We start from the raw sequence: 15,067 nt of genomic DNA, 5'->3' as shown, positions 1-15,067 counted from the left end.
AATTAACTTTGAATGATCGCAGGAAAACATTAAAGTAATAAGAACAACTTACGTGACTGTCGTCACAAGATAATCGCTAAATTCTGTTGGTAATGTTTGTAGATTGCGTCAACGATGCCACACCAATAGGTGCACCACTCAGAATCAGTAGCAAACTCTAATCCATAAGTTGACTCCATAAGTTTTCTGAGCGGTGGTCCAGGCTGATGGGATTTTTCGCAAACGAACAAAGCACTGAGTGGCAGCCTATGGGCAGCAATGTCGATATGGTATAGCGCACATAGCTCGGCACTAAGCTCTTGGCGGAACTGTGTAAGCTTGGTCTCATTATTTATTTTAATTTTTATTTCAACGTAAGGAGGAAGGTCATTTACCAGCCCCACAAATACACTCTGAACTACGGTACTTAAAGTGACCAGTTCACCTCTTTCTGCCGCTCCCTTTAAAATAGAGTGAAGTACATCAGGTTCCAACATCTTAGATCCTTCCAGTATGAAATTTAAAAAACATAGATTCGATGACATATAAATGCCGCTATTAAAACTCCTATTATCAATGCATACAATCATTTACCAATAAATGTTTACACTTAAATGTTTAACGCAGTCAAATAATATTAACATAAGAAATTAGAATCCTGTTGAGGATTGCAGCTCAATAGATGATTTACGCTAAAAAGCACTTTTCTTGCTATGTGCAGTGTATTAAATATGGCTTTAGTCACAGACTCCTTAGCAGAAAATAGAGCTTCATTCATCACATTCCCCGTCGCTATTATCCAGATTTCTTGTTGCCAGAAGATATTTGGTTTTGCTTGGGCAGAAAGCCGTGCAGCCTCTCTCACCTCAGAGTTTTTATCTGTCAATGCTAACAATAGCAACAATTGAGGGGGTATAGCAGGGTGGTTGATTAAAGCCATTCGAATATCCTTATCTCCAATATAGGGCATCTCGACTCTATTCAGTTTGTTCCGAACCATAGCGGTTAAGAGAGGATTAATGATAAGGGCCTTTTTAACATCATTATCCTCATCACAAGCCAGTTTAAGTAGCACATTGGGCAGCCACAGGGAACCAAAGGAGCCCCTTCCATCATCTAAGGCAAGTTGGAGTAGCACCTCCGCAGACAAAGACGGGTGCTCAGTTAAGGCTTGTCGGACACATTCATCCTCATCACTTGCCAGTTTGAGCAGAACCTGAGTTGGTAAGGCGGGGTTATTGAGGAGAGCTAGGCGAACATGTTTATCCTCATCACAAGCCAGTTCGACCATTTGATTAACAGGCAGTATGGGGTTGACCGCTGCCGCCGTACGGATTACTGGTCTATCGTCAGACGCCAATCTGCCGACAGTGTCTGGCGACATGGAAGGATTGCTTGCCACAGCCATCAAGATCTTCACTTCATCATGGTTCATCAAGCTCAGAACCCGATCAAGCAAATCAGGTGGTGTTGTAGGATTGCAGGCCACGCCCGCTCGAACATCCTCCTCTGCGTCATTGGCTAGCATATCCAATACAGATATCGGTGTAATTGGATTGCAGCTGACACCACGGCGAACATGCTTATCCCTATCACACGCCAACATTGCTAACGCCTCGGGCGGAGCTGATCGGTTTCTGGCCACAGTGACGCGAGTCACTACATTTGTGTGTTCTGCCAGTGCCATAAACGTATCGGGTGGGAGAGCTGGGCTGCTAGATGCAATCCGGCTAACGTCGTCATCATCGTCACCCGCCAGCTCAATCATCACCTCGATAGGAGTCGCGGGATTGAGAGCCAGGTAGTAGCGAACCAACGACTCTTCATCACTCGTCAATGCAACCAACACCGCCGAGGGAGTTGTCGGATCTCGGGCTATATTAGATCGTTCGTAAACAGCGAGCTTACTCAGACAAATCATTCCCACCACCTCATTTTTTGACGTTAATGCTCACCCCTATAATCAAGCAAAATGAAATCGACTTTGGCTAGTACGATTTTCGCCGGCAACTTCTGCAAAGCTTTGATTATTTGTGCCAGCGCACTCTTCACAACCACCTCTACAAACGACAAGGCCACCCCTGGGGGTGGCCTTGTGCTTATGGGTTGTAAGCCCTTCCGGGCGCCGCTATTACTTGGCGTAATCCTCGGTCGGGACGCAGGAGCAGAACAGGTTGCGATCGCCGTAGACGTCGTCGATGCGGTTCACCGAGGGCCACAGCTTGCTGGCGCGCACGGCCTCGGACGGGAAGACCGCCTCGGCGCGGGTGTAACCGCGACTCCACTGCTCGTCCATGACATCATCCTGGGTGTGCGGCGCATGGACCAGGGGGTTGTCGGTCAGGCTCCAGTGGCCGTCCTGCACCCGGGCTATCTCGGCACGGATGGCGGTCATGGCCTCCACGAAGCGATCCAGCTCGCGCTTGGATTCGGATTCGGTCGGCTCGACCATCAGGGTACCCGCCACCGGGAAGCTCATGGTCGGCGCGTGGAAGCCGTAGTCCATCAGGCGCTTGGCCACGTCCATCTCGCTGATGCCGGAGGCCTCCTTGAGCGGGCGGATGTCCAGGATGCACTCGTGGGCCACCCGGCCGTTGCGCCCGGTGTAGAGCACGGGGAAGGAGTCGCCGAGCTTCTTGGCCAGGTAGTTGGCGTTGAGGATGGCGACCTGGGTGGATTTCTTGAGCCCCTCGTCACCCAGCATGGCGATGTACATCCAGCTGATGGGCAGAATGCTGGCCGAGCCGAACGGGGCGGCAGACACGGCGCCGTTGTCACGGCTCGCCAGTTCGGTCTTGACCACGGCATGACCGGCCACGAAGGGGGCCAGGTGCTGCTTCACGCCGATGGGGCCCATGCCCGGGCCGCCACCGCCGTGGGGAATAGCGAAGGTCTTGTGCAGGTTGAGGTGCGACACGTCAGCGCCGATAAAGCCTGGCGCCGTCAGCCCGACCTGGGCGTTCATATTGGCGCCGTCCAGGTAGACCTGACCGCCATACTGGTGAACGATGTCGCACACCTCCTTGATGGTCTCCTCGTACACCCCGTGGGTGGAGGGGTAGGTCACCATCAGGCAGGAGAGCTGGTCCCCCACCTCGGCAGCCTTGGCGCGCAGATCGTCCAGATCCACGTTGCCGGCCTTGTCACAGGCGGTGACGATGACCTTGAGGCCCGCCATCTGGGCGGAAGCCGGGTTGGTGCCGTGGGCGGAGGCCGGGATCAGGCAGACATCGCGATGCCCCTCGCCGCGGGACTCGTGGTACTTCTTGATGGCAAGCAGGCCCGCGTACTCGCCCTGAGCGCCGGAGTTCGGCTGCATGCAGACGGCGTCGTAACCTGTCACCTTCACCAGCCAGTCTTCGAGGTCTGCCAGCAGCAGCTGATAGCCCTGGGTCTGCTTGAGCGGCGCGAAGGGGTGCAGCTTGCCGAACTCGGGCCAGGTCACCGGGATCATCTCGGCGGTGGCGTTGAGTTTCATGGTGCAGGAGCCCAGGGAGATCATGGCGTAGTTCAGGGCCAGATCCTTGGCTTCGAGACGGTGGATGTAGCGCAGCATCTCGGTCTCGGAGTGGTACTTGTTGAACACCTCGTGGGTCAGCACGGCGTCGGTACGCAGCAGATCCTGCGGGATGGCCTGATGGCCCTGAGCCGCCTTGTCGAGGGCCTCGATATCCAGGCCGTGACCTTGGCCGAGGAACAGATCAAACAGCTCGGCCACGTCGCCACGGGTGGTGGTCTCGGAGAGGGACACACCGACCGCGCCGTCCAGATCCGCGCGCAGGTTGATGCCCAGCCCTTCGGCACGGGCGATCAGCTCAGATTTGCCTGCGGTCAGCACGGTGAGGGTGTCGAACCAGCTGTCGTGCTTGAGGGCCAGGCCCTTGGCCTTGAGGCCGAGCGCCAGGATGCTGGTCAGGCGATGAACGCGGGAGGCGATGGTCTTGAGCCCCACCGGGCCGTGGTAGACGGCATAGAAGCTCGCCATGTTGGCCAGCAGCACCTGGGCGGTACAGATGTTGGAGTTCGCCTTCTCGCGGCGGATATGCTGCTCGCGGGTCTGCATCGCCATGCGCAGGGCATTCTTGCCACGGGCATCCTTGGAGACGCCTATGATGCGGCCCGGCATGGAGCGCTTGTAGGCATCGCGGGTGGCGAAGAAGGCCGCGTGGGGGCCACCGTAACCCATGGGCACACCGAAGCGCTGGGCAGAGCCGAACACCACGTCGGCCCCCAGTTCACCCGGGGATGTGAGCAGCAGCAGGGAGAGCATGTCGGTCCCGACGCAGGCCAGCCCCTTCTGGGCCTGGACGGCGGCGATCAGGGAACGCAGATCGGTCACCTGGCCTGTGGTGCCCGGGTACTGGAACATGGCACCGAACACCTCTTCGCTCACCGCGTCAGAGGCGGGGCCCACCGCCACGTCGAAACCGAAGTGCACCGCGCGCTCCTTGACCACGTCGATCACCTGGGGGTGTACGTCGTCGGCCACGAAGAAGAGGTTGGACTTGGACTTGGCCATGCGCTTGGCCAGCGCCATGGCTTCGGCGGCGGCGGTGGCTTCATCGAGCAGGGAGGCGCTCGCCAGATCCATGCCGGTCAAGTCCAGGGTGAGCTGCTGGAAATTCAGCAGCGCCTCGAGACGGCCCTGGGCCAGCTCCGGCTGATAGGGGGTGTAGGCGGTGTACCAGCCCGGGTTTTCCAGGACGTTGCGCAAGATGACGTGGGGCACGTGGGTGTCGTGATAGCCCATGCCGATGTAGCTCTTGGCGATCTGGTTCTTGGCGGCATAGCCCTTGAGCTTGGCCAGGGCCTCCACTTCGGTCATGGGGGCGCCGATGCCGAGCGGGCCCGGGCGACGGATGGCTGCAGGGACAGTCTGCTCAATCAGATCGTCCAGGCTCTCGGCCCCCACGGTGGCGAGCAGGGCCCGCACTTCTTCCTCACCCGGGCCGATGTGACGGCGGATAAAATCGGTTTTTTGCTCGAGTTCAAACAGTGACTGGGTCATTTCCCTATTCCTGGTATTAAGTCCTGATAACCAAGACCTGATGTTCCTGATAGCCGGCGGAAACCGGCTCCACTCATGTTCTGTGTCCGCCGCAGGCAGACGGGGAATGCGGCAAGGGCATCCCGAAGGCGCAAAGGCTGCGCCCTTCCTGCAACCTCCATGGTCGCAGGATGGCAGTCATACAAGAGGGCCCTGCTGTGTTGGCAGGGCCCGGGGGCATTACTCTTCGTCCACCACGTTCTGGTAGCCTTCGGCATCCAGCAGGTTGGCGAGCTCGCCCGCGTCGTCCAGCTTGATGCGGAACAGCCAGCCGGCGCCGTAGGGGTCGGAGTTGACCAGCTCGGGGCTGCCTTCCAGCTCTTCGTTGATGGCCAGGATCTCGCCGCTCACCGGGCTGTAGATGTCGGAGGCGGCCTTGACAGACTCGGCCACGGCGCAATCTTCGCCGGCACTCACCTGCTTGCCCACTTCCGGCAGATCGACGAACACCATGTCTCCCAGCAGATCCTGGGCGTGCTCGGTGATACCGACCACGGCTTCGCCGTTGGCTTCAACACGAACCCACTCGTGGGAGGTGGCATATTTCAGTTCGCTCGGGATATGGCTCATTTGTGCTTCCTTTATGCTCTTGGATCGCTTCAACAAAAATGGGTCGGCGAAGGGACACCCCTTCGCCGCAATCAATCATTACACCAGGGGCTGGCCGTTGCGCACGAAGGCCGGCTTGGTGACCTTCACGGTGACCAGCTTCTTGCGGATCTCCACCTGGGCTTCAGCGCCGATGTCGCGAGGCACCCGCGCCAGGGCGATGCTGTAACCCAGGGTGGGGGAGAAGGAGCCCGAGGTGATCACCCCTTCGCGCTGCTCACCGCTCGCGCTGGTGAAGGTGACCGGCATGCCGGCACGCAGCACCCCTTTCTCTTCCATCACCAGACCCACCAGCTTAGGGCTAGTGCCGGCGGCCTTCTGGGCCTCTAGGGAGGCGCGGCCGATGAACTGGCGGTCACCAGGTTCAAAAGCCAGGGTCCAGGCCATGTTGGCGGCGAGCGGACTGATGCTCTCGTCCATGTCCTGGCCGTAGAGGTTCATGCCCGCTTCGAGGCGCAGGGTGTCACGGGCACCCAGGCCGCAAGGGGCCACGCCGTTGTCCAGCAGGGCCTGCCACAGATCGCACGCCTTCTCCTGGGGCACCACTATCTCGTAACCGTCTTCACCTGTGTAGCCGGTGGTGGCGATGAAGAGATCCCCGGCCTGCACGCCGAAGAAGGGTTTCATGCCCTCGACCGCCGCATTCTGCTCAGGGGTAAACACCTTGGCCGCCTTGGCCTTGGCGTGGGGGCCCTGCACCGCGATCATGGCAAGCTCGGGGCGCTCGGTCACGCTCACGGCAAAGTCGATGGCGTGGTGGCGGATCCAGGCCAGATCCTTCTCACGGGTGGCGGAGTTCACCACCAGGCGGTAGAAGGTATCGGTCAGATAATAGGTGATGAGGTCATCGATGACGCCGCCTTCCGGGTTGAGCATGCCGCTGTAGAGGGCCTTGCCGGGGACGGTGAGCTTGGCCACGTCGTTGGCCAGCAGGTGTTGCAGGAAGGCTTTGACCCGCTCGCCGGTCAGGTCGACTATGGTCATGTGGGAGACATCGAACATGCCCGCATCGCTGCGCACCGCGTGGTGCTCTTCCAGCTGGGAGCCGTAGTTGATGGGCATTTCCCAACCGTGGAAGTCCACCATCTTGGCGCCAGCTTCCAGGTGTTTGGGATGCAGTACAGTAGTCTGGATCATCGCTGTGTTTCCTTAAGCGTTCGCGACAACGCTCGCAATCCGCTCCGGCTCCCCAGCACAGCGGGAGGGCGGACCACAAGGTCTGTGCTCGTTCCCACCCGTGGGGCAGGAGTGATTCCTTGAACGGTGCGGATTATATGACAAGAGCGCCTGGGTGCCGCTCAAAAAAAACTAATACCGCACCGACAAACTGACACCAGACACTAAGACAAAAACAGTGATAAAAACAGTACAAACCCGGCATGCGCGAGATTTAATGTTGATTTTTACCGTTACGTCACAATTTACAGAAAAACGTTTCGCTTCCCGCCAACATTAAAGGCTGACACCCCGGAGGGGCATTCAGCCTTGTCAGATTAGTTTTATTGTCAAAACCCGGGAGTAAGATTAGATTTTTTCACCCTTGGCCAGGGCCGGCAGCTCACCGTCCAGCCCCATTGCTACCCGGTTCACCCTCTTACTTCGGCCGGGTCGGCAAATTGTTCCCCTTGGCCAGGGCAGGCAGCTCACCCTCTAACCCCATGGCGGCCCGGATCACGCTGTGCTTGAGCGGCGCCAGGCCATCGACGGCCCGCAATCCCACCCCGCGCACCAGCTTCTTGAGGGGGTGGCTGCCACCAAATAGCCGCTTGAGCCCTTCCATTGCCGCCAGCATGCGGGCGGCCTCGCTCTTGCGCCAGCGCTCATAGCCGCGCAGGTTGGCCAGCAGGCCGATATCCGCCCCCGCGCTCTGGCTCTTGAGGAGCTGTTCGGCCAGGGCCGCCGCATCCAGCAGGCCGAGGTTCACCCCCTGCCCCGCTAGCGGGTGTATGGTGTGGGCCGCATCCCCCACCAGCACCAGCCGCTCGCGGGCAAAGTCCCGGGCGTAGCGGGCGGTGAGCGGGATGGCGCTGCGGGCCCCCTCCACCTTGCAGAGCCCAAGCCGCCCATCGAAGGCGGCGGTGAGCTGGCGACTGAACCCTTCGTCATCCATGGCGCACAGCGCCTCGGCCCGCGCGGCGGGCACAGACCAGACGATGGAGCAGAGGTTAGGCTCCCACAGGGGCAGGAAGGCGAGCGGGCCTTCGGGGGTGAAGATCTGGCGGGCCACCGCCTCGTGGGGCTCGGCACTTCGCACCGTCGCCACCAGGGCGTGGTGACCGTAGTCCCAGCTGGTGAGCGGGATGTCCGCCTGGCGGCGCACCCAGGAGTGGGCACCGTCGGCGGCCACCACCACGCGCGCCGAGAGGGCGCGGCCATCTTCCAGCAGCAACAGGGCCCCCGCCTCGCTCACTTGCAGGCTCTGGGCCCGGGCCGGGGTGAGCAGGCTGATGTTGCTCGCTCCCGCAATGGCATCGAGCAGCGCCAGCTGGATGACCCGGTTCTCGACGATGTGGCCGAGTGCCGGTTGGCGCAGGCTGGCGGCATCAAAGCCGATATGGCCGAAGCTGTCCTGCTCCCACACCGCCATGCTGTCGTAGGCTTGCAGGCGGCGCGCCACTATGCCGTCCCAGGCGCCGACCCCCTGCAGGATGCGCTGACTGGCGAGGCTCAGGGCGCTGACCCTGTTGTCCGGTGCCTCCCCGAGTTGGGTGTCGGGCAACTGCCCCTCGACGATGGCGACCTTGAGCGCGCTGCTCTTGAGGGCGGCGGCGAGCCCAAGGCCCACCATGCCGCCCCCCACAATCACCACATCCACATTTTGCATCTGCATCATCTCTATCCTTTCGTGGCTGATCGCCAGGATCAGCAGGGGGACGCCCGCTGGCATCCCCGCATCAAGTTGTCTGCTGCGGCCTCTTCTGGGCACACCTCATTTCCGGCACAGATCGGCGACAAACCCCAGGGTACGGGAGGCGAGCGGCGCCTGCAGCCAGGGCAGTCGCTCCATCAGGGAGAGTGCCAGATTGCGGCCAGCCACCAGGGGGGCATGGCCGTTGGAGAAGAGCTGGGCCAGGGAGGAGGTGAGCCAGATGGTCTGCTCCTGATCCCACTTGCGCCGCTGCCAGTAAGCGCTCAGCACCTCGAAACTGCCGATGTCCTCCCCGGCCGCAAGCGCCCGGGCCACCGCCTGGGTGAGCAGGTCCAGGTCGCGCATGCCGAGGTTGAAGCCCTGGCCGGCGATGGGGTGCAGCAGGTGGGCGGCATTGCCCACCAGCACGGTGCGCTGGGCCAGGGGATAGTCGGCCACCGTCAGTACCAGAGGGTAGAGGTGGCGCGCCCCTGTGCGCACGAAGCGCCCGAGCCGCCAGCCAAAGGCCTGCTGCAGGCGGGCCAGGAAGGCGGCATCATCCAGCGCCATCAGGGCCTGCGCCTCGTCCCGCGGGACGCTCCACACCAGGGAGGAGAGCCCCTCCTGCATGGGCAGCAGCGCCAGCGGCCCCCCTTCGGTGAAGCGCTCGAAGGCCCGACCGGCGGGATCCTCGGCGGTCTTGACCGTGGCGATGATGGCGCTCTGCTCATAGTCATGGCGACTGACCGGCAGCTTGAAGTGCTGGCGCACGAAGGAGTTGCCCCCATCGGCCGCCACCAGCAGCCGGGTCTGGTAGCGCTCGCCGCTGGCGAGGGTCAGGGTCACCCCCTCCTCCTGCGGCGCTATGGTGGAAAGCTGGGCCGGACAGCACAGCCTGATGTTCGCGGTGGCGTCCATCCCCTGCTGCAGCGCTATGCCGGCGGCGGAGAGTTCGATCACCTGGCCGAGGGCGGGCAGACCAAACTGCGCCGCCGTGAGCCGAGTCTGGCCGCAGTGGCCCCGATCCGAGACATGGATATGGGTGATGGGGGCGCAGTGAGGGACAAAACGGGACCAGAGCCCGTGACGGGCCAGCGCATCGCAGGTGCCGGCGGACAGCGCGATGGCGCGAGCATCGAAGCCGGGATGGGCATTGAGTTCGGGGGCGCTCGCCTCCAGCAGCAGGATCTGCAGGGGGGTACCGCTCGGCCCCTTCAGGGCGGCGAGGGAGAGGGCCAGCACGGCGCCGCTCATACCACCGCCGACGATAGCCACGTCGACGTGAACCGGATCAGAATGAGACATGAGAAGAGGGCATAGGCTAAAAACGTGGGCCAATGCTATCACAAAGGCGGGGGGCGGGATGCGAGGCCACGGGCAAAAAACCGATTTGGCACCGTCAGTTGGCCCGCAAGAGAGCGCCTGGCACTCCCCTGCCCCGCCCGGAGCCGTCAGGTAAAAAGAGCGCCATCAGGCGCTCTTTTCTATGTCCGAGTGGGGACTCTTGCGGGATTCAGTGCAGGGTCGGCGGGGTACTCGGGGTATCCGGGCGCTTGCCAAACTCCTCGAACGCCATCATGACCCCGAGGCGCACGTGTTCGTAGAGCACCAGGAAGGAGGCTTCGTTCTCGTCATCCTCCTGATCGAACTCCGCAGAGACCTGGGTGATGCTGGCGATGTCCTGGATCATCTCCTGCAGCTCCTCGGAAGCCTTGGAGAGCTCCTGCTGCACCACGCCGAAACCGGCCAGGAAGGCCTGGGACCAGTCCACCAGGGCATCGATGCGCTCGTCCAGCGGCGCCTCGTCGCTTGGCAGCAGCAGCTCGACCCCTTTTTGCGCCATCAGGCTCTCGATGACCCCCTGATAGAGATCTGTCATCACCTGGCGCACCGGCGCCGGCAGGCCGAAACCATCGTTGATCAGATCGTTGAAAGGGGGCAGCCAGCTCTTGTCATCCAGTACCACGCCACCGCACACCAGGCCGCAGATCACGCCATGGGCCTCGACAGCCGTCGCCATCAGCTCGTGCTGCTCCATCAGGTCGGCCACGGCCGCGTATTTCAGGGGGTTCGTTTTGCTCATCGAAGATCCGCTCAAAGTTCAGGCAAATATGCAAAAATTATGGCCGAGATCCTAGCATTCTCCCCCTCCCAGAGCCAGCAAGGCCTTGAAACTTCTGCATCTGCCCTATATAGTCCCGCCCAGTTGTCCACGTGGATAAAGGCGGGAATCAGCCCCGCCGTATTGAGGAAGGCATGAGCATAGAGGCCGTAGAAATCGTCATTTTGGGACGTCCCTACAAGGTATCCTGTCCCTTGGGACAACAGGATGCCCTGCGCCAGGCCGCCGACCAGCTGAGTGACAAGCTTATCGAGCTGCGTCAACGCTCCAAGGTCTCCAGCAATGAACAGCTTGCCATCATGGCGGCGCTCAATTTCTGTCATGAGCTCTGCCTTGAAAAAGAGAAGAACCACCAATACTCTGAGACCATGGACAAGCGGATCAAGATGCTGCAGCGCACCATAGAAGCGGCCTTGATCGAGCACGGACAATATGGTGATTCCAGCGATGAGGGCCTTAAGCCCTAACCGCGACCCGTTTTAAAATTCCCTGGGGTGTGCGTCAGCCGGTTCAAGTCCCCGAGCCGATAATCATACCCAACAGGAGTTCTATCTTCTGACTATTGCGCATGCTCGGCCCGACCGAGAAGCCTGCGGCCAGTTTAGAACTCCGCCTTGAACTCACGGTTCAAGGGCCCAAACCGGCAACGGCATCTCCGGGGTACCTAGTGCAAGAGCCCGTCATTGATATGACGGGCTTTTTTTATTCGCACTCCCTGCCCCCACCACAGCAAAACCGCCATTAAAAATACCTACCATATCAATGCAATAGCCATTTGTTGTTTTTTTGTTATTTCAGCCTTGCGAACTGTCCCGACGTCACCTAAAAATGTAATCGATTACATTTCAATCACAGGAACCTGGAATGAGCCGCGCCCCCGCCCCTGTCAATCCCGTCTCCATGGCCGCCGTCGCGGCGCGGGCCGGGGTGTCGGTCGCCACCGTCTCCAGGGTGCTGAACCATCAGGAGGGGGTCACCGACAAGACCCAGGCCAAGGTCAACCGCGCCGTCGAGGAGCTCGGCTATCGCGTCAATCAGCTGGCCAACAGCCTGCGCACCGCCAGAAGCTGGCTGCTGCTCATCATGGTGCCCGACCTCGGCAACCCCTTCTATATCGAGATAGTGCGCGGCATCGACAGGGTGGCCCGCCAGCACGGCTACTTCGTGCTGCTGTGCGACACAGGCGCGGATCCGGGCCGGGAGCGCTCGGCCTTCGAGCTGCTGCGCACCCACAGAGCCGACGGCGCCATCTGTCTGGATCCCGACTCCATCCAGCAGGGACTGAGCCAGGAGATCAACGCGCTGCCCTGGGTCGCCTGCTGCGAGTTTGACCCCGCCATGCCGGTTCCCTACGTGGGCATAGATAACCAGGGGGCGGCGGCGGCGGCGATCCGCTATCTGCTGAGCCGGGGCCATCGCCAGATCGCCCTCATAGGCGCGGATCCCGCCTACCTCTACGCCCGCCAGCGAGAGGCCGGGGTCCGCCAGGCCCTGGCAGAAGCCGGTCTAACTCTCGTGGATGAGTGGAATATCCGGGTCACCAGCCTCGGCTTCCTGGCCGGGGCCGAGGCGGCGCAGCAGTTGCTCGACTGTCCGCAGCGCCCCACCGCCATCTTCGCCGTCGCCGATGCGCTGGCCATCGGCCTGATGCACCGCTTGCAGGAGGCGGGGCTGCGCATCCCGGACGACATCGCCATCATGGGCTTCGATGACATACCCATGGCCGCCCAGCTCAATCCACCGCTCACCACCATGGCGCAACCCATGGAGGAGCTCGGCGCCGAGGCCGCCCAACTGCTGCTGCAGCGCCTGAACGCCCCCGATACCCCGTTGATCGGGCGCCTGCTCCCCCATCGGCTCGTCAGCAGAGCCAGCGCCTGATGCAAGCCCCCGTCGGCAGAGTGCGCGAGATAGACAAAGGAGAAGACGATGAGTCTTGGTGTCGAATTTAGCGGCGTCTGCAAGGACTTCGGCCCCATCCGGGTGCTGCACGGGGTTGACTTCAGCCTGGCGCCGGGGAGGGTCTACGGCCTGCTGGGGGAGAATGGCGCGGGCAAGTCCACCCTGATGAAGATCCTCGCCGGGTACGAGCCCATCAGCGCCGGGGTGATCCGAATCGATGGCGAGGCGCGCAGCTGGCACTCCTCCCGCGAGGCGGAGCAGGCGGGGATCGTGCTCATTCATCAAGAACTCAACCTGGCCGAGCACCTGACCCTGACCCAGAACCTCTTCCTCGGCCATGAGCTGACCAGGGGCGGCCTGCTGGACGAGCGCACCATGGCGACCCGGGCGCAGCACTATCTGGAGCAGGTCGGGCTGCAACGCGCCCCTTCCACCAAGGTACGGCAGCTTATCGTGGCGGAGAAGCAGCTGGTGGAGATCGCCAAGGCGCTGTCACGGCAGGCCCGCCTGCTGATCATGGATGAGCCGACCGCCACCCTGACCCCGGGGGAGACGGCGCGGCTGTTCGCCCTCATCGCCAGGCTCAGGGCCCAGGGCACCACCATCATCTACATCTCCCACAAGCTGGACGAGGTCAAGCAGATCACCGACGAGGTGGTGGTCATGCGCGATGGTCGCTTCGTCAGCCGGGGGGAGACGGCGGCCTTCACCCGCCAGCAGATGGCCAACCTCATGGTGGGACGCGAGATGTCGGACATGTTCCCCCCCAGGCTGCCACCGCCGGAGAGCGCAGAGATAGCCCTCGCGGTGAGCGGACTCTGCGTCCCCGGCTGGGTGGTCGACCTCGATTTCGAGGTGCGCAGCGGCGAGATCTATGGCTTCGCCGGGCTGGTGGGGGCCGGTCGCACCGAGGCCTTCGAGGCCATCCTCGGCTTGCGCGAGCGCAAGGGGGGTCGCATCCAGTTGGCAGGTAAGGCCGTGCGCATCGACAGTCCGCTCGCCGCCATGCGCCAGGGGCTCACCTATCTGCCGGAGGATCGCAAGGGCAAGGGGCTGCACATCGACCTCGGGCTGGCCGAGAACCTCACCCTGATGACGCTGGCGCGCTACGCCCACCCCTGGCTGGACAAGGGGGCCGAGCAGGCGGCCCTCACCCGGGCCATCAATGATTTCGGCATCAAGGCCGGCGCCCACTCGGCCCGGGCCCGCATGATGTCGGGGGGCAATCAGCAAAAGCTGGCCCTCGCCAAGTTCCTGCACCCGGACCCCAGGGTCATCGTCCTCGACGAGCCCACCCGGGGGGTGGATGTGGGCGCCAAGCGCGACATCTATTTCCTGATCCAGCGACTGGCCGCCGAGGGGCGCGCCGTCATCGTCATCTCGAGCGAGCTGGTCGAGCTGATCGGCCTGTGCCACAGAGTCGCCGTGCTGCGGGCCGGTCGCCTCCAGGCGGTGCTGCCCGCCCACCATCTGACCGAAGAGGAGTTGATCGCCTATGCAACCGGAACCCACTGACAGCCGCAAAGAGCGGTTGCTCTCCCTGCTATCGGGGAGTGGCCCGCTGCTCGGGCTGATCCTGCTGTGCCTGCTCGGCGCCCTGCTCAACCCCGACTTCGCCACCCTGGACAACCTGCTCAACGTGCTGACCCGCACCGCCTTCATCGGCATCATAGCGGTGGGCATGACCTTCGTTATCATGTCCGGCGGCATCGATCTCTCGGTGGGCGCCATGGCCGCCCTGATCGCCGGGGCCATGATCCTCATCATGAACCGGCTCGGCGCCGGGGTGCTGGCAGATGCCCCCCTGCTGGTGGTCGTGCTCGGCATAGGGCTGGCCCTGCTGCTCGGCCTGCTGTTTGGCGCCTGTCACGGCCTGCTGATCACCCGGGGCAGGATTGAACCCTTCATCGTCACCCTGGGCACCCTCGGCATCTTTCGGGCCGTGCTGACCTATCTGGCCGACGGCGGCGCCCTGACCCTGGACGATGCCCTCGGCGATAGCTACAGCCCCGTCTATTACGGCAGCCTGCTGGGGGTGCCCATCCCGGTCTGGGTCCTGCTGCTGGTGGCACTGGCGGGAGGGCTGCTGCTCAACCGCACCGCCTTCGGCCGCCATGTGCAGGCCATCGGCTCCAACGAGCAGGTGGCTCGCTACGCCGCCATCCGGGTCGATCGGGTCAAGCTGCTCACCTATGCGCTGCTCGGGCTCTGCGTCGGCATCGCCACCCTGCTCTATGTGCCGCGCCTGGGCTCAGCCACCCCCACCACAGGGCTCTTGTGGGAACTGGAGGCCATCGCCGCCGTGGTGGTGGGGGGCACCTCCCTCAGGGGGGGAGAGGGGCGCATCTTCGGCACCCTGGTGGGCGCCATCCTGCTGTCGGTCATCAGCAATATCCTCAATCTGACCAGCATCATCAGTGTTTACCTCAATGCCGCCGTGCAGGGCATAGTGATCATCATGGTTGCCTTCATGCAACACAGGCGTTGAGGCTGTTGTGGACAGGAAGACGAAAGCGAAGAAACGGCAGTGACACCAGTGGCGGGGCCTCCCCTCGCCAGA

The 15,067-nt window shown here is 62.0% G+C and carries 12 protein-coding genes and 1 other RNA gene; 5 read left to right on the top strand and 8 right to left on the bottom strand.

Going from position 1 to position 15,067, the window contains the following annotated elements; all coding sequences use genetic code 11:
- Positions 1–62: 62 nt before the first annotated feature.
- The 8 genes from AC3WR3_RS09320 to AC3WR3_RS09285 form a co-directional block, all read right to left on the bottom strand.
- On the bottom strand, positions 63–476 hold the full coding sequence (locus AC3WR3_RS09320) for a hypothetical protein (protein WP_492291721.1): 414 nt from the start codon (positions 474–476) through the stop codon (positions 63–65).
- 140 nt (positions 477–616) lie between these two features.
- Positions 617–1,900, bottom strand: a complete 1,284-nt coding sequence (locus tag AC3WR3_RS09315) for a hypothetical protein (RefSeq protein WP_492291720.1) — start codon at positions 1,898–1,900, stop codon at positions 617–619.
- A 210-nt stretch (positions 1,901–2,110) separates the two neighbouring features.
- Positions 2,111–4,987 (bottom strand): aminomethyl-transferring glycine dehydrogenase, encoded by a 2,877-nt coding sequence (gene gcvP, locus AC3WR3_RS09310; RefSeq protein ID WP_492291719.1) that lies wholly within the window; start codon positions 4,985–4,987, stop codon positions 2,111–2,113.
- Between the two features lie 219 nt (positions 4,988–5,206).
- On the bottom strand, positions 5,207–5,596 hold the full coding sequence (gene gcvH, locus AC3WR3_RS09305; RefSeq protein WP_005329287.1) for a glycine cleavage system protein GcvH: 390 nt from the start codon (positions 5,594–5,596) through the stop codon (positions 5,207–5,209).
- A 78-nt stretch (positions 5,597–5,674) separates the two neighbouring features.
- Positions 5,675–6,772 carry a glycine cleavage system aminomethyltransferase GcvT gene (gene gcvT, locus AC3WR3_RS09300; protein ID WP_492291718.1) on the bottom strand — a complete coding sequence of 366 codons (1,098 nt, stop codon included), beginning with the start codon at positions 6,770–6,772 and terminating at the stop codon, positions 5,675–5,677.
- Positions 6,773–7,229: 457 nt separating this feature from the next.
- A complete protein-coding gene (locus tag AC3WR3_RS09295; protein WP_492291717.1) occupies positions 7,230–8,465 on the bottom strand; it encodes an FAD-dependent 2-octaprenylphenol hydroxylase in 1,236 nt (411 codons plus the stop codon).
- A 99-nt stretch (positions 8,466–8,564) separates the two neighbouring features.
- On the bottom strand, positions 8,565–9,788 hold the full coding sequence (gene ubiH / locus AC3WR3_RS09290; protein WP_492291716.1) for a 2-octaprenyl-6-methoxyphenyl hydroxylase: 1,224 nt from the start codon (positions 9,786–9,788) through the stop codon (positions 8,565–8,567).
- Between the two features lie 208 nt (positions 9,789–9,996).
- Positions 9,997–10,566: a UPF0149 family protein gene (locus AC3WR3_RS09285; RefSeq protein WP_139434232.1), complete on the bottom strand. Its 570-nt coding sequence runs from the start codon at positions 10,564–10,566 to the stop codon at positions 9,997–9,999.
- Positions 10,567–10,739: 173 nt separating this feature from the next.
- Between AC3WR3_RS09285 and zapA the strand changes: the two genes are divergently transcribed.
- The 5 genes from zapA to AC3WR3_RS09260 all read left to right on the top strand — a co-directional run bounded on the left by zapA (position 10,740) and on the right by AC3WR3_RS09260 (position 14,995).
- A complete protein-coding gene (zapA, locus tag AC3WR3_RS09280; protein WP_139434231.1) occupies positions 10,740–11,072 on the top strand; it encodes a cell division protein ZapA in 333 nt (110 codons plus the stop codon).
- Between the two features lie 16 nt (positions 11,073–11,088).
- Positions 11,089–11,271: non-coding RNA, 6S RNA (ssrS, locus tag AC3WR3_RS09275), on the top strand.
- Between the two features lie 198 nt (positions 11,272–11,469).
- Entirely contained in the window at positions 11,470–12,486 is a 1,017-nt protein-coding gene (locus AC3WR3_RS09270) for a LacI family DNA-binding transcriptional regulator (protein WP_492291715.1), read from the top strand.
- A gap of 48 nt (positions 12,487–12,534) precedes the next feature.
- Positions 12,535–14,022 carry a sugar ABC transporter ATP-binding protein gene (locus tag AC3WR3_RS09265; protein ID WP_492291714.1) on the top strand — a complete coding sequence of 496 codons (1,488 nt, stop codon included), beginning with the start codon at positions 12,535–12,537 and terminating at the stop codon, positions 14,020–14,022.
- Positions 14,003–14,995, top strand: coding sequence for an ABC transporter permease (locus AC3WR3_RS09260; protein ID WP_492291713.1), 993 nt, complete (start codon positions 14,003–14,005; stop codon positions 14,993–14,995). Before AC3WR3_RS09265 ends, AC3WR3_RS09260 begins: the two co-directional genes overlap by 20 nt.
- Positions 14,996–15,067 lie beyond the last annotated feature (72 nt).

It is taken from the genome of Aeromonas sp. EU05-FHT14A05, from assembly GCF_058791175.1.
Note: the sequence above shows the minus strand (reverse complement) of the source record. Positions and strands in the feature narration are given on the sequence as shown.

Bases quoted from the DNA above. Each gene is read 5' to 3' on its own strand.
- AC3WR3_RS09320 (WP_492291721.1), bottom strand. From the start codon at position 476: ATGTTGGAACCTGATGTACTTCACTCTATTTTAAAGGGAGCGGCAGAA.
- AC3WR3_RS09315 (WP_492291720.1), bottom strand. From the start codon at position 1,900: ATGATTTGTCTGAGTAAGCTCGCTGTTTACGAACGATCTAATATAGCC.
- gcvP (WP_492291719.1), bottom strand. From the start codon at position 4,987: ATGACCCAGTCACTGTTTGAACTCGAGCAAAAAACCGATTTTATCCGC.
- gcvH (WP_005329287.1), bottom strand. From the start codon at position 5,596: ATGAGCCATATCCCGAGCGAACTGAAATATGCCACCTCCCACGAGTGG.
- gcvT (WP_492291718.1), bottom strand. From the start codon at position 6,772: ATGATCCAGACTACTGTACTGCATCCCAAACACCTGGAAGCTGGCGCC.
- AC3WR3_RS09295 (WP_492291717.1), bottom strand. From the start codon at position 8,465: ATGCAGATGCAAAATGTGGATGTGGTGATTGTGGGGGGCGGCATGGTG.
- ubiH (WP_492291716.1), bottom strand. From the start codon at position 9,788: ATGTCTCATTCTGATCCGGTTCACGTCGACGTGGCTATCGTCGGCGGT.
- AC3WR3_RS09285 (WP_139434232.1), bottom strand. From the start codon at position 10,566: ATGAGCAAAACGAACCCCCTGAAATACGCGGCCGTGGCCGACCTGATG.
- zapA (WP_139434231.1), top strand. From the start codon at position 10,740: ATGAGCATAGAGGCCGTAGAAATCGTCATTTTGGGACGTCCCTACAAG.
- AC3WR3_RS09270 (WP_492291715.1), top strand. From the start codon at position 11,470: ATGAGCCGCGCCCCCGCCCCTGTCAATCCCGTCTCCATGGCCGCCGTC.
- AC3WR3_RS09265 (WP_492291714.1), top strand. From the start codon at position 12,535: ATGAGTCTTGGTGTCGAATTTAGCGGCGTCTGCAAGGACTTCGGCCCC.
- AC3WR3_RS09260 (WP_492291713.1), top strand. From the start codon at position 14,003: ATGCAACCGGAACCCACTGACAGCCGCAAAGAGCGGTTGCTCTCCCTG.